The organism is Rossellomorea sp. ABR4_012 (genome assembly GCF_056159545.1).
Genome location: NZ_JBSWVK010000004.1, coordinates 182,973 through 205,598, shown reverse-complemented (window position 1 = coordinate 205,598; position 22,626 = coordinate 182,973). Strand labels below are relative to the sequence as shown.

Below are 22,626 nucleotides of genomic sequence, written 5' to 3'. Positions count from 1 at the left end.
CTATCCATACTACAGCATTTCATTGTGGGTATCCTTATATCATGCTTTTTTCGCTTCCAGGCCGGGTATAAGCGGGAAAATCAAGATCGATTCTTTCCAGGATTTTTTCTTCTGAAAACCCGGTGATCATGGAAATATTTGTTATGTTCGGTACCATTCCCATGTTTTTGCAGAATTCACAAGCACTTTTTATGGAAAGGATTTCGATAGATACTCTTGACAGTTTTCTTTTCACCTTCATCAACTCCCCAATTAATTGGCCATCGGCTGAAAAAGTTACAATGAAACCTATTTTGAATTGTTACCCTTTTTGGCTCATAATTGTGAAATCGCTTGGAAGAGTTTATCATTCTGCAACGTTATGGTTGAATCGACATAAAATTCAACTAGTCTTTCTTACATTATATACCCTTACAGGTGTGTAGGCGAGAGAAATCAGTTGAATAATGAGAATAATTTTAAATTAATATGCAATAGTATGTATAATTTAACAATAATGTATATTCACTGTATTTTATTTAAATTATCGTAACATTTTTGGATGAAAATGGTACAATATGAATGTTGAAAGACCAGATATTATGGATTGAGTATTCGGGAAAATCTGAATCAGATTTTGTAAAGAATATTGAATATCAAGTACTTTATTCAATTAATGGCAGTAAACTGAACACTATATTTAATACAATTAAAGTGGTCAAAAACAACAAGGAAATCTCTTTTGACTGAATTTTTTCTGACTGATCATTTTGGGGAGAAATGGGGAAACATACATGGCTGTGTGGTTAAAGAAGAGGGATTTTTCAATTGAAGAGCAGGGGATAGACCGTATTGAAACGATGATCATTGGTGGGGTATCCCAGACAATTCTGATTCAAGGTGAAAACATTAACAATCCAATATTATTATTCATCCATGGAGGACCTTCGATGCCCCTCCCAGGTGTGTCAAGCAGAGGGCAGGACTACACAATTGCAACAAATACAAAAGAATTGGTGAAACACTACATTTTAGTATTTTGGGACCAGCGGGGAACCGGAAAGTCTTATTCATCAGATGTTTCTTCAGAATCTATCCATCTCGAGCAATTCATCCGGGATGCATATGATTTAACCCAGTATTTAAAGAAAAAGTTTAATAGAAAAAAAGTTTTCCTGGCCGCTCATTCGTTTGGAAGTCTTATCGGCATTCATCTGGTGCGAAGGTTTCCTGAGGAATTCCATTCTTACGTCGGGATTTCACAAATAGTCAGCTGGACAGATAATGATCGACTTGCTTTGCAGTGGGCTAAACGTGAAGCAGAAAAAAGGGAAAATATACAAGCAATCAACGAATTAAATGACATAGGGGAGCCTCCATTCACAGAAAGTTATAAACAATGGTCGGTTCTGAGAAAATGGCAGGCAAAATTCAATTCTCTAATATATACGGATGAACATATAAAACATCCTGGTTTGGCAAAAATCATGTGGAATATGCTTTCATCACAAGATTATTCATTATTTGATGTCTATAATACCCTGTATAAAGGTTTTAAACTTACATACACTGATACTTTCATTAAAGATCTGCCCAACATTGATTGCAGAAAATCAGTATCAACTCTGCAAGTACCGGTAACCTTTATACATGGTATGAAGGATGTTCATGTATTCGGTTCATTAGTCGAAGAATACGTTGAATCCCTCATTGCTGAAAAAGGGAAAAAGCTGATCCAACTTGAGAATTCATCTCATCTATTCCACCCGATTGATACCTTGAAGATAAAACAATTGCTGATTGAGGAAAAGGAGCATTTTGAAACGATAGAACCAAGTGCCTAGGCTGGACTAAATATAGAGGAAAAAGAACGAATGGGTCCAAGATTATGCACAGTTTCATAACAGACATTCTTCCAATGAGGTAGATTTACTGTCCACCATTTCGAATTGCTCCCGGTGCAGCTCAAACTTAAGGTTACATAGAGGCTTCTGTTGAAATCTCTCTCATGAAAAATAAAAGAAAGCCGGAAGTATGATTCAGATAATTGAAAAACGCGAAGAGGCTGGGACATAAGTGTTTTTGTCTAAGTAAAACCCGAACTAATTTGCATTCTAAACAGCAAATTAGTTCGGGTTTTTAAATTATTTTTTATGTACAAATGGTGGCTTTTAGTTTTGTCTCAGCCTCTTTTTGTACATTTACGTTTACCACAGCCCATAATAATTGGCTAATGATAAATGCCTATACTATAATGGAATGAAGATAACTTTCAAATGAATAATAATCCAAAATTGCTTTATAATTATCTGGGGAGGAACGTGCTATATATGCATAGAAACAAAGATTTACATACCTATTTATTAAGCAGAGCCCGCCAATTAACGGAGGCTTGGTATAATACAATCGATAAGAGTAAAACATCCGGAGTGTATTCCTCTAGTGATCCAAAGGTAATTGAAAATCTAAAAAATCAAAATTTTGAATTCCATCAATTATTTTGTGAAGTATTCATCATTGATAAAGAAACATTTAATAAACGGCTGGATGATTGGGTACTGACCATTGCTGAAGATAAACAGCATCTTGAAACCCCTACCCACAATATCATTCAAGAATTCATGCGCGTCCGTAATCAATATCTTGATTTTGTGAATGAATTTGCCCAAAATTATGAGGATGATAATATATTTGACCAGATGAGAATGTGGGAGGATGTTGTGATTGAATCATTTGACAGAGCAATGTTGAGGTTCATGGAACTTCAAAATCAAGTTGTAGAAAAACAGCTTCATTCACAACAGCAAATCATTCATGAATTGAGCACTCCACTCATCTCCTTAAATGATGATACAGCATTAGTGCCTCTAATCGGAAATATCGACCCGACACGCGCCAAATTAATACTTGAAAACACGTTAGAGCAATGTGTTCAAAAAGAGGTTTCCTATTTATTTATCGATCTTTCAGGTGTGGTCATGATTGATACAATGGTTGCACATCAGCTATTTCAGCAAATAGATGCCCTGGAGTTAATCGGAGTGAAGCCGATTCTTTCCGGGTTGCGTCCTGAAATCGCCCAGACGGCGGTTCAGCTTGGTCTGAATTTTGACAGATTGACAATCACGTCTACATTGGCTCAGGCGATAACGATTAACAGTAAGGCTCACTGATAAGTAGAAAGCATTCGTCTGTATGACGGGTGCTTTTTTTGTTCATCAGAAAAATGTTTTGAAATTAAAAATCTTGAATTAAAGATAAATATAGTGTAAGCTATTTGTAAATACTGAATAGAACCATTTTTGATTGGGAGTGAGTTTGAATGGATTTAAAACCATTGAAAGGGCAGCATCATGTTTCTGCCATAACGGCTAACGCTAAGAAAAACTATGAATTCTATACAAAGACACTAGGTCTTAGGTTAGTGAAAAAATCCATCAACCAGGATGATACCTCTGTCTATCACCTCTTTTATGCGGATGAACGAGGGAATCCGGGGACAGATCTTACTTTTTTTGAAATCCCTCATGCCGGTCATACGTACAAGGGAAATAACAGCATCACTTTGACCTCGCTGAGAGTCAAAAACGATGAAGCGTTGAAATTCTGGAAGACCCGCTTTGAAGAATCAGGGGTTGAACATGATGAGGTTTCTCATCATACAGGAAGAGCTGCATTAGGGTTTCGGGATTTTGAAGGACAACGATTGATGCTCGTTTCCGATGAGAACAATGATGGAGTTCGAGGAGGGAAGCCTTGGGAGAAGAGCCCGATACCATTCGAATATGGAATAGTGGGTCTGGGTCCGGTTACTCTTACTGTAGAAAGAGGGGAACTTACCGCTAGAATATTGAAGGAAGTATTGGGCTATCGTGAAACGAGAAGCTTCTCTGCTTATGAAAAAGGGCAGCCTGACATTCGTGTATTTGAAACTGGAGAAGGCGGAACAGGGGCAGAGGTTCACCTCGAAGAGAGAAATGATCTGCCCCAGGAAAGACCAGGAAGAGGAAGTGTCCATCACGTTGCGTTCCGTGTTGAAGACGAAAAGGAATTACGTAAATGGGTGGACTGGATTACCCAGACACGACTGCCCAACTCGGGATTTGTAGAACGTTATTATTTCCGTTCACTTTATTTCCGCGAACCAAACGGCATCCTATTTGAACTAGCTACGGACGGACCCGGCTTTGAAACAGATGAGAACTTTGAAAGCTTGGGTGAGAATCTTTCCTTGCCGCCATACTTTGAAAACCAGCGTGAATCCATTGAGGCAAAATTAAAACCGCTGGATACGAAAGAATAAACAATGGAGGGATGAAGTTGAAGCATATTTTTAATAAAGGTAAAAATGATAAACTGCCTACCTTATTACTTTTGCATGGCACCGGTGGAGACGAAAGGGATTTATTGCCGCTTGCTGAAATGATTGCTCCGGACGCGTCTGTATTGAGCGTAAAAGGAAACGTGGACGAGAATGGGATGGCTCGTTTCTTTGCACGTTTGCGTGAAGGGGTCTTTGATGAGAAAGATTTATTATTCCGTACAAAAGAATTAAATGATTTCATTGATGAAAGTGCCAAGAAATATGAATTTGACCGTGAAAATGTGGTGGCCATAGGCTATTCAAACGGAGCCAATATTGCGGCGAATCTCTTATATCATCATGAACATGCACTTAAAGGCGGGATGCTTTTTCATGCAATGGTTCCCCGCAGAGGGGTCACACTTCCGGAATTAAGTGATTCCCCTGTATTCATTGGAGCGGGCAAGAGAGATCCATTGATCCCAATGGCTGAAACGAAGGAACTGATCAAGAACCTGATCGATGCGAAATCACCTGTTACCGAGTATTGGACTGAAGGCGGTCATGAATTAAGAAGAGAAGAAGTTGATGCAGCGAAAGAATGGTTTGAAATGAATTTTAATAATGGATAGATGAAAGAAACCCGGGAAGTGCTGAGAGTCTCCCGGGTTATTTAATTTAGATTGATTTTGCCATGATTACATTTGTGACTTCATAGCCGATATTTTCATAAAGGCGTCTGGCTGTCGTATTATGGGCAAACACATGCAGTTCTATTTTATTCAACTTTAATTCCTTAGCCTTAATTTCGATTTCTTTCATTGCTAATTTACCTAAACCTTGTCCACGATAGTCTTCTTCAATTTCGATATTATAAATATATCCTGTGTTGTTGGGCATAACGGCAAGCCAAAAGGAGCCGATATGCGAATTGTCTTTTTGCAGCGAATAAAGATAATTGTCTTCCGTTTTTTCACCTTTCGGGAGAAATCTCTTATAATCTGATTTCGCCCTGTCAATGGATTCCTCTTCGGTCCAGTTGCCGGAGCGTGTTTTTTCTTTTGCATAGCTTATGATCGATTTTTCTAGAAATATCTCAAATTCTTCGGAAGTCATTGGAGTGACTTTCATGTATTTTCCTCCTTAAGCAGTTCATGAGTTTCAATGAGTGACTTACCGTTCAATTTTCCCGAAGGCATCAAGGGACCGGAGTGTGGACAGCGTCAAGATACCCTGCCATTCGATTTCTGCCTTTTTCCACGTTTCTTCGTATTGACCGAACCAAGACCAAGATGGCTGCCAATTGCCATTTTCATTCTGAGAATTGATTTCGGCATCTAATTGCATCCCCACTTCCTTTTTAAGTTGTTCTTGAAATGGAGAGGAAGGAAACGGTGTGATATCTAAAGGTTTCGCTACATATTCATTCCACTTGGCAGGATCTTTGCAGACTGTTTCATGAACTGATTGAGATAATGATAAATATATATCTTGTTTAGCTTCTTCATGATCAGTGAGGTTTTGAAGCAGCCTTGAATAACAAAGAAAATCATGTTGTCCAATAGGGTTGGGGAGCTTGGTTAGTTCCTCAATAGCTTTTCTTGTCCATTTTTTTAATGACGGGTTTTCTTTTTGGTATAAGTGAAAATATCCGACAATCTCAGCATTTGGATTAGCCCATGTTGTCTGTACTCCACAGAACCCTTGTTCCTTATCGAAATGCCACCAGGGAGCATGTGGAACGTCATTTACTTCGGGAGGTACAGCATGCCATGTTTCCTTCTGTACATCGTATGTTGATTCCAGGTAACTCATTGCTTTCACAACCACAGGGTGGTCCATCTCCAGTTTAAGATCCTTGGCAATCTGTAAACCTACTGTCGTAGCCAGAGGAGACGAAACCCCTAACCTGAAATCCGGTTCGAGGCAGTTCCCAAAGCCGCCATCGCTATTTTGAAAGAAGGCCAGTTCTTCTACTGCATCTTCTTTGCTTCCATTTTCAAAATGATAGGTGAATAGTTTTTGTTCCAGGGGACGGGCATGCGAAAATAAAAAAGACCTTGCTGAATCCCAATTTACCTTGGTAAGCATCATAGTACATAACCCCTTTACTGATAGTGTTTAGTTATGATTGTTGCTTTTCTTAAGTGGTGTTAGCAGTTGAATGAAAAGTGTGTCGCGTGTTCTTTGCAAATCTACTTAAAATGGAAAGCCGTAGAAAGCCGGGTTTCAAGATTTTCATATATCAAAAAAAATAGACTTTGAAAAGTGTTCTTTTAAAAATGTGCACTATACTAAATTAGCTGTTCGCTTTTAATATTCCTGCTTTTCAGGCAACTTCTCAATATATTGAAGGGCTGTAATCAACTGCAATATGATGGAGGGCTGTGGTTTGCGTGAAACTTTTCTTGCTTGCAAAGCGTATACAAGGGAATGAAATTTGAAGATTAGGAGGGATTTTTATGTTTTTTGTGATCGGGTGTATATTGGTTTCAATTTTAGCAGTATTTCTTTTTGCGAGACGATTCGCACCACAATCCGAGTTATTGAATGCCTTCAAGAGGCGCCATTCATTCAGAAATACAATGATTGGTTTAGCCGCGGCGGCAGCTGCCGCTTTTGTAGTGGATTCATTTGTTATCAAAGCAGAAGAATGGAGGGAAGCCGCCATCATTCAAGTGGAAAATTCACATGGTGACATTCATTTGTTCCAAGGAAATGAGGGAGAAGCAGCAATTGCTTTTGAGGAGACTCCGAAAGCGGGCAGGGAATATCGGACTTCTATACTGGTATGGGGAAATCATGAAAATATAAATCTGAAACTCAGTAAAAAAGGAGAAGAAAAACAAGGGTTTCAAAAGGCAGTTAGCGCCAACTTCACTCCTTTTAATACCTGGGCATATAGTGCACCAATATCCTTATATTTTGAAGAAAATGGCCTGTGGAAAATAGAAGTAGAAAGCAACGGTGATGATGCAGGCAATATTGTTATTAGAGTAGAGTGAAACAGAATTCATTTGCTTTCCAAATAACCCCAAGGATTTTAATATAAGCAAGTTCCTGATTGTATGAGGATTAAGCACAATTTCACATTGCAGACTACGTAAAAGACTACTAAACTAGTATATAAAATACACCGGGAAGCTGGGGTAATACAAGAAATGAATAACATGCTTAAATCAGTCATCCTCACAATAGCATCAGGAATTCAGGGTTCGGCAATGGCAGTCTTTCTGTTTCCGCACTTCATTCCATCAGGCGGGGCTGCAAGTGCCAGTGTACTGCTGAATTTCTTCTTCCATATACCCTTCTCGATTACTCTTTGGGTATTGAACGCAGGATTGTTGATTGCCGCTGTTAAATGGCTCGGAAAGGCGAATGCCGTTTGGACAATGTTCTGTGTGACAGTTACATCTGTCACCGTCAACTACATTAGTCCACATATGGAAGCACCATTATCAAATGTTGTGGTAGATATGATAATCGGGGCAGTTTTGTTCGGAATCGGGATCGGGATTCTTTTCAGAATGGGTGCGTCTTCAGGCGGAATGGATATCCTTGCACTTATCATATCCAAATTACAGGGGTATTCTCCCGGAAAAACCCTTTTTGTCATCAACGGCGGCTTGTTATTATTAACTGGGATTGTCATTGATCTAAAAGTCATCCTTTATGCACTCATCTGTCAATTCATCGGAACAAAAATCCTTGATTTCATTTATAAGATTGAAATCAGGCAGGAATCTTCCTGGGTTGGAAAAACGGCAAAGTGAAGGCTCTCCACCAGTGATTTAAAGCACTGAGGGAGGGCCTTCACTTATTTTGATGATTGAATTCACTGTGTGAATGGGTGAGTTTTCGAAAAATGAAAGGTATTGAAAAGGTTTATCTTTGGGTAATAACAACTTCCTTATTTCAGCAGGGGTCCGTCCGTCCCGGTAGTGGTTCAAAACACTCTCCTGAAGGTTCAGTAGAAAATCACGTTTTCGTTCCATTAATCTCCTGCCATTAGGGAGATACCCGCTGTGTGAACAGTAAACTTCCTTGAAAGAGTAGTGCAGCGCTTTATCTAGTGAGCGGATTAATTCTGGCACAGATTCAAATGAAAAATGGGAGGTTGGTGAGTGATACAGGTATAAATCACCTGAAAGACAGATTTCATTTTCCTCGTCAATGAAAATAATGTGATCATCAGCATGACCGGGAGTATGAATAATCTTAAATACATGTCTTCTTGTTTTGAACACATCACCTTCGAATTCCATTGGCTTAAACGCCTTTCGGTTATTCCAAAACACTGAACGATAAAAGGGAAGCTTTGTATCCTCCAGACATTTTGCCGCACCATTTGAATGGATCCATTGAGGAATCTTCATGTGCTTTTCGATCCAGGGACTGTTTCCAGTATGGTCCTCATGATGGTGAGTGTGGATGACACTCTGTATATGATGTTCCTTAATGATTCCTCGCACTTGCCTATGTAAACTATATGGACCCGAATCAACTAGTGTGTCATCGACAAGTGTGATATAGACGGGCATTCTAAGACCAGCGATTTTTCTGACTAACTTGAATGTTTTTATCAAGACAGGATTCCCTTTCTTATAAATAGATTAGTGATTATATTCTAAATTTAATGGTAAAAGTCCTTTAATTTTTTATTCATGTTTTGTGTTTTTTAAAATTCACCTTAAAATATTTTTTAAAAGGTTTTAAAGTAAAAAAGAAAGGGTATAAAATAAGGATGTTTTATATATCAAACTAAAGAGTTAAGCAGAAATGACTTAACAAAAGGCTTGAGGGGGCATTTCGTTGGAAAAGGCAAGAGTTTTAGGTGAATTAATCGTTACGAATAAAATGCAAATCTCTGAGAAAATTAGCGAATCCTTAAATGACAACTACAAGCAGTTTTTAAAAAGGAATAAGTTTCATCTTCAAGAAATGATGGATTGGCGTTCACAATTGATTGAAATGACTGGCAGGGCGTTAATCGCATTCGAGGCAGAAGCCGTGTGGGATGATTTGAACGCCTGGTCTCAAAAGACTGGCCAGACAGCGGTAGATCATGGTATAGCCATCGACGAACTGCTCAGTATGAATAAAATATACCGTAAAGAAATATGGCTTTTCATCCAGGATAATATGGATAAACCCATGATGAAGATAGAAACATTATTGAGAATCAATGAGATTATTGATTCATTGCTCGATCAAACGGCCTATGTGTATAGTGTCACATTTGTAGATTACCATAAGAAGACGATCCGCCTGGCAAAAGATACAATGCTGGAGGTATCAACACCGGTCGTTTCTTTATCTGATGATATCGCGATTCTTCCACTTGTTGGGGACCTGGACACTCATCGGGCGAAGATATTAATGCAAACTGCATTGGAACGATGCGGGGAATTGGGGAACTCAGAATTAATTGTCGATGTATCCGGTGTACCGATTGTGGATACGATGGTGGCCAATGAATTTTTTGTCCTTGCTAAATCATTGAAACTAATAGGGGTACAGCCAATCTTTACTGGGCTGCGGCCTGAAATAGCTCATGCTGTCGTAAGTCTTGGGATAGACTTTAAAGAAATTAAAATTCTTGGTTCTTTAAAACAAGCTCTGGCACAACGTATTTGATTTTATACCTTAATCCTGAATGTCATGGAATCAAACTGTCCATGGCTTTTTCCTTTGTGCATGAATTAGGAACATCTCTCAAATTAAGCGTTCTTCAAGAAACTTTATGGTAAGATAGAGGGAGATTCAGATGTGATGCCTAGGAGGAAATGTTTTGCAGAGATGTGAAGTTTGTAAGAGTAAATTCAAATGGAAAGAACTATTATTTTCGATATGGAGTTCGTATAAGCCTGTTGAATGCAAAAGCTGTGGAAAGAAGCATACAATCAGTTTTGCTTCAAAGTTTTTTGTGTCATTTCTGATCATTGTTCCTGCCGTTATTTTTGGATTGTTGATCGCTCCTGATATGGGTTTGACCAAAGCTGTGACATTCGGGATCATTGTTATGATTGCATTTGCCATTTCACTGCTGCTGCCATTCTTTGTTAAGTATGAAGTGAAATCAAAGTCTAAATAGTAATTGTTAGGGACTGCCAGTACTGGCAGTCCCTAAAATTTTTTTGGAATAAGCCTACCAATTATGAAAACACTAATCAGTAATAATTATCTAAAGGAGCGGACGAATGGCGAAACAAAAAATTCCTTTAACGACAGCCGAGATAACAGCATTATGGGTAAGTTACATGAATTGCTCAGCAACTATTTGTTTTTATAAGTATTTCCTTCATCATCTCGATGACCAAGATATAAAGGGATTATTAGAGGATGTATTGACTTCATGCAATGATACAATCGAAAAGATTAAAAACATATTTGAGGAAGAGGACTTTCCGGTGCCTCAAGGTTTTTCAGACAAGGATATTGATCTCACGGTCCCCCCGTTATTCACGAATTTATTCTCTCTAAGTTTTATCTATCGGGCCGGGCAAATCATCATATCCCATTATGCAACTTATCTAGGAAAAGTGGCCAGGGAAGATATTTCAGCATTCTTTCATGAAAAGCTGAAGGATACCAGCGATTTATACAAAGAATCATTGAATTTAATGATATCGAAAGGGATATATGACCGTCCACCAAAAATGGAATATCCAGATTCCGTCAATTTCATTAAGCATCAGCCATCCTTGATGGAAACCTGGTTAGGCGAATCCAGACCGTTAAACGCGTTCGAACTGAGTGAACTTTTTTTTGCAATCGAGAGAAACTGTATCGGTCTTGTCATGCTGAAGGGTTTTCTACAAGTATCAAAAGACAAAGATGTAAAAGAATATTTACGTCATGGTAAGAAATTAAGCGAGAAGCAGATTTTCACTTTTAATAAAGTATTGATGAAAGACGAGTTCTTTCCGACTTATCCTGTCTCAATGGAAGTGAAAAATACCGTTGCCCCCCCTTTTTCTGAGAAACTCATGCTATTCTTTATTTCTGCTTCAAACACTGTAGGTCTGACAACATTAACTCATGCAGCAACGATGTCAATGAGAAAGGATCTTGCAGTGCATTACGGATTATTTATCACAGAAATCATGAAATATTCAACAGATGGATTAACTTTACTGATCAAAAGGGGATGGATGGAGCAGCCGCCTCAAGCAATTGATCAAAAGAATTTATATAAGTAAATCAAATATAGGGGGTTAAAATGAATAAAGGTGAAATCATTCTTTCTAACATATTTGGTGTCTTATTGCTATTGATTTTCAGCTTATTTAAAGCAGCAGTTTTAAGGAAGAGGCTTAAATATTGGATGAATTCCATATATCTAAACTTCCGTTCGTTTCTGTATACAATTAGATAAGATATATCATTAAGGTTGCCTGCTGGGTAACCTTTTTTAATGGGCTTTCCACCAAAATATGTAAGAGTCTTCCAGATGCAAGGTGATGCCAGCTATATCCTCACAAAATAGTCGAATTTTCTGCACTTCCACTATGTCAATGCATGAAGTATTAAGATACAATAAAGATTATATATATATTGAAAGCTATCATTTGGTGTTTTGGAACCAATTACACTAAAGGGAAAATTGTTTTAAGTTTCGTGCATTTGAAGGAGAGAACACATGCTGGAATATAGAGTTCATCAAGGAGATTTCGAGGAATATGTTGTATTCCTTCATGGTATTGGAGGTAATTCAAATATTTTCGGCAAACAGCTCCATGCATTTAAAAAACACTATAATGTGATTACCATTCACTTGCCTGGTCATGGACAGTCGCCAAGTGTGAAAAGCTATGGCGAAAAATTTTCAATTGAATTGAACCTTCGTGAAGTGTTAAAGGTTCTGGATCATCTGAAAATTGAACAAGCTCACTTCGTAGGGGTATCACTTGGCTCCATCTTCATTCATGCATTGTTACAGCGGTACCCTCATCGTGTGAAGAGTGCTGTATTAGCCGGCTGCATTACACGCTTTACACTGTTTGCTTCTATACTTTTAAAGCTGGGGGATGCAATCAAATCGTTCATTCCCTTTATATGGTTGTATAAGATATTTGCGTATATTATGATGCCGAAGAAAAATCATGCCATTTCACGAAAGTTGTTCATCAGAGAAGCCAAGAAAATGAATCGACATGACTTTCTGAGCTGGTACAGACTGACTCCATATGTAAAGTCTACCTATCAGCGCGTTCAAAAAATAGCATCACATATTCCCAAACTGTATATTTCCGGGAAAGAGGATCATTTATTCGTTAAAGCTCTTGATAGGGATGTACAGGGAGATCCCTCAGCAGAGAAAATTTTCTTAGACGACTGTGGTCATGTATGCAATGTGGAGAAACCCAAAGAGTTTAATTATTATGCTTTGGAGTTTCTTTCCCGTCAACAAAGAATTCCACTTCGAAAAGTACAATGAAACCCAACCCATTTTACGAACCGTAAAATGGGTTTTTTCTATTCATTTGAAAACTTCTTCAAATACAGGCTAATGACTAAAAAAAGGAAAAAGGGGCACGAAACAAGAATATTAGAAGTGAGGAGGATATGAATGAAGGATTTGTTGAATTTTCGTTACGAGGAATATCCATTTGAATTATTTTCGTTTTCACATATAAACGCGATTATTCTTATGTTTGTCCTTATTTTTCTTTTATATATGTATAGACACAGATTAAATGCTGTTGGGGAGAAGGTAATAAGGTGGCTGCTCATATCACTGATGGTGGCAGGCGAGATATTGTTTCATATATGGTATGCAGTGAATGATGTATGGTCTCTTGCAATTAACCTTCCATTTCAATTATGTTCGATTTCTCTTTATTTATGTATCATCATGCTTTTGACTAGAAACAGATTGCTATTCGAGATTGCTTTTTTTGCAAGCATGACGGGGGCCTTTATTGCCATGATCACTCCTGAATTGTTTTTTGGTTATCCTCATATAAGATATTTTCAGTTTTTTACCGTCCATGCTGCAATTGTGCTTTCCTGCTTTTATATGGTTTGGGTTGAGAGATTCACAGTAACCATTTATTCACCATTAAAGTCGTTTCTGGCATTGAATATAATCGCTTCGGGAGTGTATGGCCTGAATACACTTCTAGACGCTAATTATATGTTTCTCACTCATAAACCTTTCAATCCTAGTCCGATTGATTATTTAGGTGAGTACCCCTGGTATTTATTGTCGTTGGAAGCTATTTCCTTTTTGATTTTTTATTTGTTGTATATTCCCTTTTATATTAGAAAAATTGTAAAATAATGAAACTTTTTCAAATTGCGTTCGTCTATTAATTAAGCACTTTTCTGTTAAAAAATGAACATCTTCACAATGAAGAAAAGGATTCTTATAGAAAAGTAAGGTGCAGAGCTTTGGATAATGTAGTTAGTATGTTTGTTATTACCATGGCAATTTCTTATATAGCTGGAAGTTTGACGGGTGCTTACTATGTTGTGAAGCTGTTCACTGGTGAGGATATCAGGGAATTGGAGAGCGGGAATGTCGGAGCCACAAATGCAGGGCGTATAGTCGGCAAAAAGGGATTTCTACTCACCTTGTTGATCGATGCCGGCAAAGTGTTCTTTACTTTGTTTATTGTACAGGAATGGCTTGTTGACAGTGACATTACCTTGGTCATAAGTTCACTTTTCCTGTGCATCGGTCATTTATTTCCTATGCAGCTGGGTTTTCATGGAGGCAAAGGTGTAGTTGTATATCTGGCTTCTGCCTTGTTTTTATCACCCATTTCCATAGGTGCCGCCGCAGGTGTCATGGGAATATCCTATGGGCTGTTGCGGCGTTATAAAACTGCAGGTTTTCTCTCAATGGCTTCCATTCCTTTTACAGTATTTTTGATTGAAGATTCATTCATCTTACCAAGCGGTCTTCTTTTTTTGTTCGTCATAGTGGTAATGTCTCATTTTAAATAATTTTCGTTTCACAGTTAATTAAAATCATGAAATTCACTTCATCAAGAGGAGGTACATGTATGAGGCAGCATTCCTTTATATATAAGATTGCAACCGATCCATACGAATTCCAACAGATCAATCAATTGAATTATCAAACCTTTGTGAAAGAAATCCCGCAGCATGAGGAGAATGACAAAGAACAGCTCATAGATAAATTTCATGATGAGAATACATATATCATTGCGAAAAACCATGAACAAATCATCGGGATGATTGCCGTTCGTGCCAATCGTCCTTTTTCCCTTGACCATAAGCTTCATAATCTGGACGAATATATCCCTTCTGGCAGTTTACCTTGTGAAGTACGCCTTTTATCCGTTAAAGAAGAGTATAGAAGTACACGTGTTTTTTATGGGTTGTGTGAGAAACTTGTTCAATTCTGTTTAGAGAAAGGGTATAATCTAGCTCTTATTTCAGGGACTGTCCGTCAGCTTAAACTGTATAGGAGAATCGGCTTCAAGCCTTTTGCATCACTGGTGGGAGAGGAGGATGCACGGTTTCAACCTATGTACTTAACAAAGGAGAGCTTTGAGCATTCGACAAAGGCTTTCCAAAAATTGATGCAGGCAGTTTCCAATGATGGCAGAAGTACGTTGACACATTCCTTCCTTCCAGGACCAGTCCCTCTTCACCCCGGGGTGGAAAAGGCTTTCAGGAAAGCATCCGTTTCACATCGAAGCACCCCATTTATCCAGGAATTAAAAGGAATTCAATCAGCTTTATGCCAGTCAACTAAAGCGAATCATGCTGAAGTAGTGGTGGGAACAGGCACCTTGACCAATGACATGGTTGCTCAGCAGCTAAAGCTGTTAAACGGAGAGGGCCTGATTCTGGCAAACGGGGAGTTTGGATATAGACTGATCGATCATGCTTACAGAAGCGGGTTATCTTTTAGGACAATTGAAAAACAATGGGGAGAAGTTATCTCACTTTCAGATATTGAGTCGATTTTAAGTGCTTATTCGCCTAAATGGATCTGGACCGTTCACTGTGAGACTTCAACTGGCTATTTATACGACCTGGAAGGCATTCTTTCATTGTCAAAGGAATATCATGCTGAATTATGTGTGGATGCATGCAGTTCTGTTGGTGTCGTTCCGGTGGATTTTCAAGATGTCTATATCGCAACTTCAGTTAGCGGGAAGGGGATCGGATCTTATCCCGGACTAGGAATTGTTTTTCACAGGGATGAGATTTCTTCAAATCCATCGATACCAAGATACTTGGATGTAGGCTTGTATGCAGAAAAAGGGAGCATACCCTTCACTCATTCTTCAAACCTGACTGAAGCATTGAAAGAAGCCTTAAAGAACATCAATTTGTTTGAGAATACCCGGTTGTCCCATACAGTGAGGGAGACATTAAGAGAATGGAATGTTCGAATGGTCGGAGATGAAAACTATTCACCGGGAGTCATCACAGTTGATATCCCCCCAGGGTTATCAAGCAGAATAATCGGGGATGAATGTAAGCAAAAAGGAGTATTACTCAGCTATGAAAGTGATTATCTTCTGAAAAGGAACTGGGTTCAGCTTGCACTGATGGGATATCAGCAGGAAGAAGAAGTTATGAAGGCACTTACCATTCTTAAAGATGCACTGGCGCCCATGAAGGAAATCAGGTATGTGTAAATGGAAAAATTAAAAAAATTACTTATTAAAATGAAAAAATTCAAACTGATAGCAATCATATTACTTTTGCTTTGGGTCAAGACGATAATTGTCATGTTTTCAGGCTTTAATATCGCTGTGCATTCTTTTCTTGAATTATGTCTTCTTCTTATAAATTCAATTGGCTCTTTAATGATTGCAATAGGTTTCAGCTTTTATTTCAGTAAGAAGGTTCATGCATTTACGTTATTCCTGACGATTGTAATAACCACCGGGATTCTATATGCCGATTTACTGTATTTTCGTTTTTATACGGATTATGTAACTCTCCCGATTCTGTTTCAATTTAAGAATGTCGGAGGAATCGGTCCAAGTACATTTGAATTGATGAGTGCTTGGGATTTACTGCTTTTCGTAGATATCATCGCTGCCGGATGGTACTTGAACAAAAAAAGCAGGCGTATGCCTTCGATTACTTCAAAAGAGAAACTGAACTATTTATCGGTAAGCTTTGTAATTGTCATATTGACAGTAGCTCTTGGTCTAATCAAAAGCCCTTTTTTATTTCAGGAAGCGTATGATCGGGAACAGATGGTTACAGCCATTGGTCCTTATAATTATCATGTCTACGATACATGCTATGCTCTTGGCGTTAATCTCAATCCATTAGTCGCGTCTCAAACTGACACAAATTCCCCGCTAAACTATACAAAGTCAAAGAAAAATGACCAGTCTGATCTGTTCGGTATAGCAGAAGGGAAAAATGTCATCTTGATCAGTATGGAGTCGACACAAAACTTTGTCATCAACAAGGAATTAGAGGGAAAAGAGATTACTCCATTTTTGAATTACCTGGTGAAAGACAGCTATTACTTTAACCAAATCTATGATCAGACTGCACAAGGAAAAACGTCGGATTCGGAGTTTATGATCGATACAGGACTTTATCCGCTTGCGAGCGGTTCAGTATTTGTGAGAAATCCTGAGAATAAATTTAAGAGTATGCCTCATATCCTAAATGATCATGCTGGCTACTACTCAGCAGTGTTTCATGGAAACGATGCTACCTTTTGGAACAGGCATATCATGTATGAGTCTCTTGGATACGATCGTTTTTACTCTAAGAAAGATTATGAGGTGACAGAAGAAAATTCGGTTAATTATGGGATAAAGGACATACCATTTTTTAATCAGTCAATTTCTTACATTCAAGATCTTCCCAGGCCATTCTATACTCGCTTTATTACGTTAACCAATCACTTTCCGTTTCTATTGGAAGAAGAAGATCAGTTTATTCCTCAGGCATCAACTGAAGTAGATGTCGTCAACCGGTATGTAACTACAGTTAGGTATGAAGATGAGGCTATCAAACGATTTTTCGATCAATTGAAGGAAAAGGGAATATATGAAAAATCGATTTTCGTGTTGTATGGAGATCATTATGGTATTTCTGAGAAATATGAGACGGGAGTGTTGGAACTAATGAATATGGAAGACACTCCACTGAATCACATGAAGCTTCAGCAGGTTCCTCTTATCATTCATGTGCCTGGAACAGAAGGGAAGACCATATCATCAATTGGCGGGGAAATTGATATCCGTCCGACCATTCTGCATTTACTTGGTATAGAATCGAAAGAAAATCTTTCTTTCGGTCACAACTTGTTTACGAGAGTCAAGAATCATCCAGTCATTTTTAGGGATGGAGGATTTGTGACAGAAAAATACGTTTATAAAGATAATGTCTGTTACAGCCGGAAGAATGGCCAGCCTGTACTTGATAATCAGTGCAAACCATATAAAGAAATCGCCAGAAAAGAATTGGGGATGTCAGACGATATCATTTATGGAGATTTGTTGAGGTTTCTCGAATAGGTTGAAGTAAATTTAACTATAACAATATTATGTAAATAATCACTTTAAAATAGAAAGCTCAGGCATTTACAGCTTATACCTGAGCTTATTTTTATTGCTGCTGTTGTGCCAAAGGAAAGCAAATGTTGACTTTTGTTCCTCTGTCCAGTTCACTTTCGTATTCAATCATCCCGTCCATTTCCCGTATGATTTTATTCGTGACCATGCTGCCGAGTCCGGTTCCCTTTGATTTAGTTGTATAGAAGGGGAGCCCGATTTTTTTTAGTTCATCATGGGTCATACCTTTCCCATCATCCGAAATCGTAACCACGATTCGATCGGAGGATGGGATTTCTTTCGTTTCTATATGCACTTCTCCTTGCCCCTCAACTGCTTCAATTCCATTCTTTATTACATTCATGATCGCCTGTTTCAAGTATTGTTCGTCCCCTTTGATCCAAAACTGCCCAGATCTATGATAAGAGATCGATACGTTTGAATACGAGGCGAATGGTCTTAAAAGCTCTACACAATCATGCAGGACTTTGTCTACATTCAGTGTGGTCAACTGAAACTTACCTGGTCTGGCAACGTTTAGGTAGTCAGTAATGATTTTATTCGTGCGATCCAATTCATCGAGTATAAGAGGTGAATATTTTTTAAATTGATTATCTTGAGTATGCTCAGCAAGATGCTGAATGAACCCCCTGACAGTAGCAAGGGGATTGCGGATCTCGTGAGCGATGGAGGCAGCCATCTGCCCTGCCATATTCAACTTATCAAGATACATCATTTCTTCTATCTGTTTATTCGTCCTGATCAGGTGCTCTATGATGAACACCATTGAAATGAATGTAAGATAGAATACAGTAAAGTAGATAAAATAAAATTCAGTATACAAAATAGGAATGTAAAGGAAAATATATACAAAATAAATAGAAGAATAGATTGTGAAAATAATCGAGCTCCACATAAGTTTGGAAGTTGAAGCAAGAAAAATAGTACGAAATGCGACAGCTACCAGGAATGCCAGAATGGAGACAATTAAACCTATGGTCACAAAAGGGCCTCCGATTATGGTTCTGTAAATCAAAACAAGCAGGAGTACAAGAGAACCGGAAATCCATCCTGCATAAAGTGTGACAACCAAAATCGCAATCATTCTTAAGTCAAAATGTGTGTGCCCAAGCTTTTCGATAGGATAAAGCATACATAAAAAAGCTCCGAATGCACCAATGAGACCATAGGTGATTTTATGCTTTAAAAACAGCATTTGTTTAACTTTGAATGGAAAAAAAATATTAGCATTGTACGTTAACGAAAAAAGAATCGTGATATTAATCAATAATGTCTTGATAAGTGTTATCAAATGAAAGCCTCCAGAAAATTTTAACCACATTGTAGGTTTAAACCAACATAAGATACCAAATTACGGACAATATTACAAGTAAAAAAGTACCTTTTTTCTTGGTGATGAAAATAATCAAAGGTAAGAAGAGCCTCTCACTACTTTTCTAAAGGAACTTCTTGCGGTTGTTTTTGTTTGGATATGGGAGCAATAGTCGTATGCGTTTTTTTAACCATCCTTGCCTGTTTCAAGCTGTGAAGGACCATTCCGATGACAATGATTCCGATCCCTGTTAATGCAATTCCATCTGGAAGAGGGGCAGAGAATAACAATACTTCACCAGCCATGACGAATAAAACCTGCGTTGATTGTGTCGCTTCTACGGAAGCGAGTTTTCCATGATGATTTCTAACCATGTCGGTTGCAATGAAAAAGAGAATAGTGGCAACGATTCCCGAACACACTGAAACAATCAAGGATTGAAGGACCTGGCTGGCTGTAGGGAGACCAACGTGCATATAACCTGCTGAGGCAATCAAAACCCAAAATGGGACTGTGGCTATTGTCATGCCGAATACACGTTGGAAAGTATCCAATCTTCCGTCGCAGACTTCCATCATCTTTCTGTTGCCCAGGGGATAAGAGAATGCAGCCAAAACCACTGGTATGAAACCGCTCATCATCATTTTCAAAGAAAGTCCTTGAGCGTTTGGGATCTGGATAAGAATAACCCCGCATAAAATGAAGATTGAAATAATTAGGGAACCAAGGGGTATTTTTTGACGTACTGTCTCCGTTCCTGACAGTGTATTTACTTTTTGAGTGAATAACGGCCCGAGGAGCGTCCCAGCCACAATGGTAAGCTGCCAGGTTCCCGCTGTAAGCCAACCTGGACCATATGCTGCCGCATAGGTAATCGGTGCATAAAACAAGACAAAACCGACAAAACTCCATCCAAGCCATGGGAGTGGGTTTTTTACCATCTCCAAAAGCACCTGCTTCATGTTTTTCCTTGAAAGTACAATCAAAACAAGAAATGGAACCATGAATAAAAAACGTAATGATGAGCTCCAAAGCCAGCTTCCCCCAGAAAGCTCCATCGATCTGTTCAATATGAACGTCACTGCAAAAAACATAGAAGCCAAAGTACCCAGCATCATTTCTTTCATATTAATCATCCTTTTCAGACATATATTGTATAATATATTAAACTTTTACACTAAAATAGTATACTCTTTCATGGATGGTGTCCCCTATTTACTACAGCAGGTATTTTCCATGCTATCTAGAATATATACTATATAAGTGAAACAAGTCTGATTATGAAGCCATTCATGGACAGTTTATTTAGGGGGGGATAAGGTTGAGTGAAGCGGAAATCCTTGAGCGTCCTCAAGTCATGCATAGAAAGATCCCACGAAAGGAATTGGCGAAAAGGGTGATCCTGATTACAATGGGCGCCATCATTATGGGGGTGGGGCTTGAAATATTTCTTGTCCCCAACAATGTAATAGACGGAGGTATAGTAGGTATTTCGATCATTCTCTCCCATTTAACAGGCCTTAAACTCGGACTATATATATTTATTTTAAACATTCCATTCTTTTTCATAGGTTATAAGCAGATAGGAAAGACGTTTGCATTTTCCACTCTGTACGGTATCATCATCCTCTCGGTTACTACCATCTTTCTACATCCGGTCCCTGCTTTTACTCAAGATATTCTGCTCGCATCCTTATTTGGGGGAATCGTTCTTGGGATAGGGGTCGGGATGGTCATTCGCTACGGGGGATCACTTGACGGTACAGAAATACTCGCCATTCTTTCAAGTAAAAAACTCCCTTTTTCTGTCGGGGAAATCATCATGATTGTAAACCTGTTCATATTATCAAGCGCCGGTTTTGTATTTAGCTGGGATCGAGCCATGTACTCATTGCTTGCTTATTATGTTGCCTTCAAAATGATCGATATTACAATCAAGGGTCTGGATGAATCTAAATCTGTCTGGATCATCAGCGATAATTACGAAAAGATCGGTGATGCCCTCTTGCATCGATTAGGCAGGGGAGTTACATATCTTAAGGGAGAAGGAGCTTTTTCAGGAGATGATAAAAAAGTCATCTTTTGTGTGATCACCAGACTGGAAGAAGCGAAGCTGAAAGATATTGTAGCTGAACACGATCCATCTGCCTTCCTGGCGATAGCGGATATAGCCGAAGTTAGAGGGGGCAGGTTTAAGAAAGTTGATATTCACTAAACCTTAGCAGATTTTTCTTAAAAGTATAATTGCTCCAAGGTTTCCCCGATTTTAAAAAAGGATAAAAACGCAAAGACTGCAGTCGCTGGCGTTTTTATCTTTTTTTAATATTGTTATAGAATCATTTCTTCACCAGGCGGGACGATATGACCTAATTGACCATAATGAATAATTCTCCTATATTCTCCCCAGACTCTTTTTCTCCCGATTTCTGTGTTTAACCAATTTTCACGGGTGATTTCTTCATTCCGGTAAGTCGCATTGAAAGTAAATGGAATATAGTCTAAACCAGAAGGGAAATGTTTCATTAGAGTCCTGATCTGGCGGCCTGCTGCATGGCTCTTACAGATGACCAGCATTGAATTTAACCTGGTAAAATCAATGATTTCCTTTGCATATAGTACATTTTCAAGAGAATTAGTCGAGTGCTCTTCATAGATGATTTTGTCTTCTGGTATACCTGCTTGAAGGAGATTGGAAATTATCACGGATGCTTCTGTGATAGATCGGAACCCCTTTCCTTCCCATTCTGGATGGGATATGCCAGTCAAACTTCTTCCTCCTGTCACTATGATTTCAGGAGCAAGGTTCAGTTTATAAGCCTCGATTGCTTTTTCCCAATGACCTGGATGGGTGCCGCTAAAGACAAAAATTGCATCACACTTTTTACGCTTAATGCTCTGGAAAAAGGTAAGCTCAGTAACTTGTTCCAATTGTATTTTACTCAACGGGGGCATTTCAGTTTCTTTAGGTATAATCGGTTTCATTTTAATCCTCCTATATATTTGTAATCACCGGTCATCGTCCAGAATTCTTGGTTCGTCGAAAGAAAAAGATTCCCCAGCTCACCTTTACGGGTTTGTGCGCGTTTATGCAGTGCTGTTAATTTGATGTTTTCCTCAATATTCTTGTATTGCTCATGATCTTGATATTCCCAAATGGCCATGATCGAGGTTTTATCAGAATTTACCCACCTCCCCACCAACTTGGAACCAAATTCAAGCTGGTTAGGCAGTAAGTAGTGATGAAAAAACTCTGTGAAAAGTTCAAATTTGCCTGGGTCAATAAGATATGTTCTTATTCTGTATACCATGATATTCCTCCTTTTTAATAATGTTACATGTTTATTCTGTTTTGTTCAATATTTATTATTAAATACTTCTGTTTTGTTAGTGTTTATTAGTTTTAGGGAGTGAAAATTTATTCCGATGTCATATTGACAATTAGAAAATACTGCCATATAATCTTTTTAACCATTTGAAAGAGTTTGGAATATACT

23 protein-coding genes are annotated in these 22,626 nt (G+C 38.4%); 15 read left to right on the top strand and 8 right to left on the bottom strand.

Annotation, left to right across the window (positions count from 1 at the left end; genetic code table 11):
• Positions 1–34: 34 nt before the first annotated feature.
• A complete protein-coding gene (locus tag ACXAFV_RS17120) occupies positions 35–235 on the bottom strand; it encodes a hypothetical protein (protein ID WP_475128258.1) in 201 nt (66 codons plus the stop codon).
• Positions 236–773: 538 nt separating this feature from the next.
• Here ACXAFV_RS17120 and ACXAFV_RS17115 point away from each other — a divergent pair.
• The 4 genes from ACXAFV_RS17115 to ACXAFV_RS17100 all read left to right on the top strand — a co-directional run bounded on the left by ACXAFV_RS17115 (position 774) and on the right by ACXAFV_RS17100 (position 4,914).
• On the top strand, positions 774–1,823 hold the full coding sequence (locus ACXAFV_RS17115) for an alpha/beta hydrolase (RefSeq protein ID WP_475128257.1): 1,050 nt from the start codon (positions 774–776) through the stop codon (positions 1,821–1,823).
• Between the two features lie 486 nt (positions 1,824–2,309).
• Positions 2,310–3,152 (top strand): STAS domain-containing protein, encoded by an 843-nt coding sequence (locus ACXAFV_RS17110; RefSeq protein ID WP_475128256.1) that lies wholly within the window; start codon positions 2,310–2,312, stop codon positions 3,150–3,152.
• A gap of 149 nt (positions 3,153–3,301) precedes the next feature.
• Entirely contained in the window at positions 3,302–4,282 is a 981-nt protein-coding gene (locus ACXAFV_RS17105) for a ring-cleaving dioxygenase (RefSeq protein ID WP_475128254.1), read from the top strand.
• Between the two features lie 17 nt (positions 4,283–4,299).
• Positions 4,300–4,914: an alpha/beta hydrolase gene (locus ACXAFV_RS17100; RefSeq protein ID WP_475128253.1), complete on the top strand. Its 615-nt coding sequence runs from the start codon at positions 4,300–4,302 to the stop codon at positions 4,912–4,914.
• Positions 4,915–4,960: 46 nt separating this feature from the next.
• Here ACXAFV_RS17100 and ACXAFV_RS17095 read toward each other — a convergent pair whose 3' ends face one another.
• On the bottom strand, positions 4,961–5,413 hold the full coding sequence (locus tag ACXAFV_RS17095; protein ID WP_475128252.1) for a GNAT family N-acetyltransferase: 453 nt from the start codon (positions 5,411–5,413) through the stop codon (positions 4,961–4,963).
• Between the two features lie 42 nt (positions 5,414–5,455).
• Positions 5,456–6,376, bottom strand: coding sequence for a hypothetical protein (locus ACXAFV_RS17090; protein ID WP_475128250.1), 921 nt, complete (start codon positions 6,374–6,376; stop codon positions 5,456–5,458).
• Positions 6,377–6,744: 368 nt separating this feature from the next.
• On the opposite strand from ACXAFV_RS17090, the gene ACXAFV_RS17085 reads away from it, so the two are divergent.
• Positions 6,745–7,287 carry a hypothetical protein gene (locus tag ACXAFV_RS17085; RefSeq protein ID WP_475128248.1) on the top strand — a complete coding sequence of 181 codons (543 nt, stop codon included), beginning with the start codon at positions 6,745–6,747 and terminating at the stop codon, positions 7,285–7,287.
• Positions 7,288–7,443: 156 nt separating this feature from the next.
• Positions 7,444–8,055, top strand: a complete 612-nt coding sequence (locus ACXAFV_RS17080) for a YitT family protein (protein WP_475128247.1) — start codon at positions 7,444–7,446, stop codon at positions 8,053–8,055.
• 18 nt (positions 8,056–8,073) lie between these two features.
• On the opposite strand, the gene ACXAFV_RS17075 is transcribed toward ACXAFV_RS17080, so the two are convergent.
• Positions 8,074–8,868 (bottom strand): MBL fold metallo-hydrolase, encoded by a 795-nt coding sequence (locus ACXAFV_RS17075; protein WP_475128245.1) that lies wholly within the window; start codon positions 8,866–8,868, stop codon positions 8,074–8,076.
• 226 nt (positions 8,869–9,094) lie between these two features.
• On the opposite strand from ACXAFV_RS17075, the gene ACXAFV_RS17070 reads away from it, so the two are divergent.
• The 8 genes from ACXAFV_RS17070 (at position 9,095) to ACXAFV_RS17035 (ending at position 17,763) form a co-directional block, all read left to right on the top strand.
• Positions 9,095–9,919, top strand: coding sequence for an STAS domain-containing protein (locus tag ACXAFV_RS17070; protein ID WP_475128243.1), 825 nt, complete (start codon positions 9,095–9,097; stop codon positions 9,917–9,919).
• A 154-nt stretch (positions 9,920–10,073) separates the two neighbouring features.
• Positions 10,074–10,376 carry a TIGR04104 family putative zinc finger protein gene (locus ACXAFV_RS17065; RefSeq protein WP_475128242.1) on the top strand — a complete coding sequence of 101 codons (303 nt, stop codon included), beginning with the start codon at positions 10,074–10,076 and terminating at the stop codon, positions 10,374–10,376.
• Between the two features lie 106 nt (positions 10,377–10,482).
• Positions 10,483–11,484, top strand: a complete 1,002-nt coding sequence (locus tag ACXAFV_RS17060) for a DUF3231 family protein (protein ID WP_475128241.1) — start codon at positions 10,483–10,485, stop codon at positions 11,482–11,484.
• Between the two features lie 440 nt (positions 11,485–11,924).
• Complete coding sequence (locus ACXAFV_RS17055) at positions 11,925–12,722, top strand: alpha/beta fold hydrolase (protein WP_475128239.1); 798 nt, start codon at positions 11,925–11,927, stop codon at positions 12,720–12,722.
• Between the two features lie 132 nt (positions 12,723–12,854).
• Positions 12,855–13,568 carry a YwaF family protein gene (locus ACXAFV_RS17050; RefSeq protein WP_475128237.1) on the top strand — a complete coding sequence of 238 codons (714 nt, stop codon included), beginning with the start codon at positions 12,855–12,857 and terminating at the stop codon, positions 13,566–13,568.
• A 110-nt stretch (positions 13,569–13,678) separates the two neighbouring features.
• Complete coding sequence (locus tag ACXAFV_RS17045; protein WP_475128235.1) at positions 13,679–14,236, top strand: glycerol-3-phosphate acyltransferase; 558 nt, start codon at positions 13,679–13,681, stop codon at positions 14,234–14,236.
• A 59-nt stretch (positions 14,237–14,295) separates the two neighbouring features.
• Positions 14,296–15,909 (top strand): aminotransferase class V-fold PLP-dependent enzyme, encoded by a 1,614-nt coding sequence (locus tag ACXAFV_RS17040; RefSeq protein ID WP_475128233.1) that lies wholly within the window; start codon positions 14,296–14,298, stop codon positions 15,907–15,909.
• Positions 15,910–17,763, top strand: coding sequence for an LTA synthase family protein (locus tag ACXAFV_RS17035; protein ID WP_475128231.1), 1,854 nt, complete (start codon positions 15,910–15,912; stop codon positions 17,761–17,763). It begins immediately after the preceding gene.
• 91 nt (positions 17,764–17,854) lie between these two features.
• On the opposite strand, the gene ACXAFV_RS17030 is transcribed toward ACXAFV_RS17035, so the two are convergent.
• On the bottom strand, positions 17,855–19,111 hold the full coding sequence (locus ACXAFV_RS17030) for an ATP-binding protein (RefSeq protein WP_475128229.1): 1,257 nt from the start codon (positions 19,109–19,111) through the stop codon (positions 17,855–17,857).
• A 137-nt stretch (positions 19,112–19,248) separates the two neighbouring features.
• Positions 19,249–20,259, bottom strand: coding sequence for a DMT family transporter (locus ACXAFV_RS17025; protein ID WP_475128227.1), 1,011 nt, complete (start codon positions 20,257–20,259; stop codon positions 19,249–19,251).
• Between the two features lie 230 nt (positions 20,260–20,489).
• Here ACXAFV_RS17025 and ACXAFV_RS17020 point away from each other — a divergent pair, with 230 nt between their 5' ends.
• Positions 20,490–21,347: a YitT family protein gene (locus ACXAFV_RS17020; RefSeq protein WP_475128516.1), complete on the top strand. Its 858-nt coding sequence runs from the start codon at positions 20,490–20,492 to the stop codon at positions 21,345–21,347.
• A 113-nt stretch (positions 21,348–21,460) separates the two neighbouring features.
• Here ACXAFV_RS17020 and ACXAFV_RS17015 read toward each other — a convergent pair whose 3' ends face one another.
• Positions 21,461–22,114 carry a YdcF family protein gene (locus tag ACXAFV_RS17015; RefSeq protein ID WP_475128226.1) on the bottom strand — a complete coding sequence of 218 codons (654 nt, stop codon included), beginning with the start codon at positions 22,112–22,114 and terminating at the stop codon, positions 21,461–21,463.
• On the bottom strand, positions 22,111–22,440 hold the full coding sequence (locus ACXAFV_RS17010; RefSeq protein WP_475128224.1) for an NIPSNAP family protein: 330 nt from the start codon (positions 22,438–22,440) through the stop codon (positions 22,111–22,113). Before ACXAFV_RS17010 ends, ACXAFV_RS17015 begins: the two co-directional genes overlap by 4 nt.
• Between the last annotated feature and the right edge of the window lie 186 nt (positions 22,441–22,626).

What these genes read in the sequence shown, in the direction of transcription:
- ACXAFV_RS17105 (WP_475128254.1), top strand. Translation starts at nt 3,302, where the DNA reads ATGGATTTAAAACCATTGAAAGGGCAGCATCATGTTTCTGCCATAACG.
- ACXAFV_RS17095 (WP_475128252.1), bottom strand. Translation starts at nt 5,413, where the DNA reads ATGAAAGTCACTCCAATGACTTCCGAAGAATTTGAGATATTTCTAGAA.
- ACXAFV_RS17110 (WP_475128256.1), top strand. Translation starts at nt 2,310, where the DNA reads ATGCATAGAAACAAAGATTTACATACCTATTTATTAAGCAGAGCCCGC.
- ACXAFV_RS17055 (WP_475128239.1), top strand. Translation starts at nt 11,925, where the DNA reads ATGCTGGAATATAGAGTTCATCAAGGAGATTTCGAGGAATATGTTGTA.
- ACXAFV_RS17085 (WP_475128248.1), top strand. Translation starts at nt 6,745, where the DNA reads ATGTTTTTTGTGATCGGGTGTATATTGGTTTCAATTTTAGCAGTATTT.
- ACXAFV_RS17060 (WP_475128241.1), top strand. Translation starts at nt 10,483, where the DNA reads ATGGCGAAACAAAAAATTCCTTTAACGACAGCCGAGATAACAGCATTA.
- ACXAFV_RS17090 (WP_475128250.1), bottom strand. Translation starts at nt 6,376, where the DNA reads ATGATGCTTACCAAGGTAAATTGGGATTCAGCAAGGTCTTTTTTATTT.
- ACXAFV_RS17020 (WP_475128516.1), top strand. Translation starts at nt 20,490, where the DNA reads ATGCATAGAAAGATCCCACGAAAGGAATTGGCGAAAAGGGTGATCCTG.
- ACXAFV_RS17010 (WP_475128224.1), bottom strand. Translation starts at nt 22,440, where the DNA reads ATGGTATACAGAATAAGAACATATCTTATTGACCCAGGCAAATTTGAA.
- ACXAFV_RS17035 (WP_475128231.1), top strand. Translation starts at nt 15,910, where the DNA reads ATGGAAAAATTAAAAAAATTACTTATTAAAATGAAAAAATTCAAACTG.
- ACXAFV_RS17115 (WP_475128257.1), top strand. Translation starts at nt 774, where the DNA reads ATGGCTGTGTGGTTAAAGAAGAGGGATTTTTCAATTGAAGAGCAGGGG.
- ACXAFV_RS17080 (WP_475128247.1), top strand. Translation starts at nt 7,444, where the DNA reads ATGAATAACATGCTTAAATCAGTCATCCTCACAATAGCATCAGGAATT.
- ACXAFV_RS17015 (WP_475128226.1), bottom strand. Translation starts at nt 22,114, where the DNA reads ATGAAACCGATTATACCTAAAGAAACTGAAATGCCCCCGTTGAGTAAA.
- ACXAFV_RS17025 (WP_475128227.1), bottom strand. Translation starts at nt 20,259, where the DNA reads ATGAAAGAAATGATGCTGGGTACTTTGGCTTCTATGTTTTTTGCAGTG.
- ACXAFV_RS17050 (WP_475128237.1), top strand. Translation starts at nt 12,855, where the DNA reads ATGAAGGATTTGTTGAATTTTCGTTACGAGGAATATCCATTTGAATTA.
- ACXAFV_RS17040 (WP_475128233.1), top strand. Translation starts at nt 14,296, where the DNA reads ATGAGGCAGCATTCCTTTATATATAAGATTGCAACCGATCCATACGAA.